The 623-nt window shown below is 69.7% G+C and carries 2 protein-coding genes; one reads left to right on the forward strand and one right to left on the reverse strand.

Annotation, left to right across the window (positions count from 1 at the left end):
• Positions 1-385: DUF222 domain-containing protein (locus B5M43_RS14930; RefSeq protein WP_230668284.1), on the forward strand; the 385-nt coding region annotated here is incomplete at its 5' end.
• A 21-nt stretch (positions 386-406) separates the two neighbouring features.
• On the opposite strand, the gene B5M43_RS14935 is transcribed toward B5M43_RS14930, so the two are convergent.
• On the reverse strand, positions 407-623 hold a 217-nt coding region (locus B5M43_RS14935; protein ID WP_230668180.1), incomplete at its 5' end, for an IS3 family transposase.

Here is a 623-nt window from a genome sequence, read left to right on the forward strand (position 1 = left end):
CATGATCGCCGCCGAGCGCGAGCTCGTCGCCAGCGCCACCGGGCTCATCGACGGGATGCCGCCCACGTTCGCGCAGCTGAAGGTGCAGGCGGACACGTGGGCCGCGTACCTCGACCAGGACGGCCCCGCCCCGGACGCGGAGAAGGCATCCCGGCGGCGCGGGTTCACGATCGGGAAGGAACGCGACGGCCTGTTCCCCGCACGCGGAGACCTCACCCCCGAAGGCGCCGCGGTGCTCCAGCGGATCCTCGACGCGGGCGGCAACCCCGCCGTCCGCTTCACCGACAGCTACCGAGATAAGGGCGAGGGCGAGCCGTGGACCGACGACGAACCCGTCGACGACCCCCGCACCCCCGCCCAGAAACGCCACGACGGGGTCTGCTGAACGAATAGGTGACAGTTTCGGTTAGGCCGCGAGGGCCAGGTTCTGGTTCATGATGGTCTCGAACTCGATCGGCGTCAAACGGCCCAGACGGGCTTGCCGGCGGCGTCGGTGGTAGGTCCGCTCGATCCAGGTCACGATCGCGACGCGCAGCTGTTCTCGGTTGGCCCAGGCGCGGCGGTCGAGGACGTTCTTCTGCAGCAGGCTGAAGAACGACTCCATCGCGGCGTTGTCGCCCGCA

This window comes from Microbacterium sp. MEC084 (assembly GCF_004514465.2).
Classification (GTDB): Bacteria; Actinomycetota; Actinomycetes; order Actinomycetales; family Microbacteriaceae; genus Microbacterium.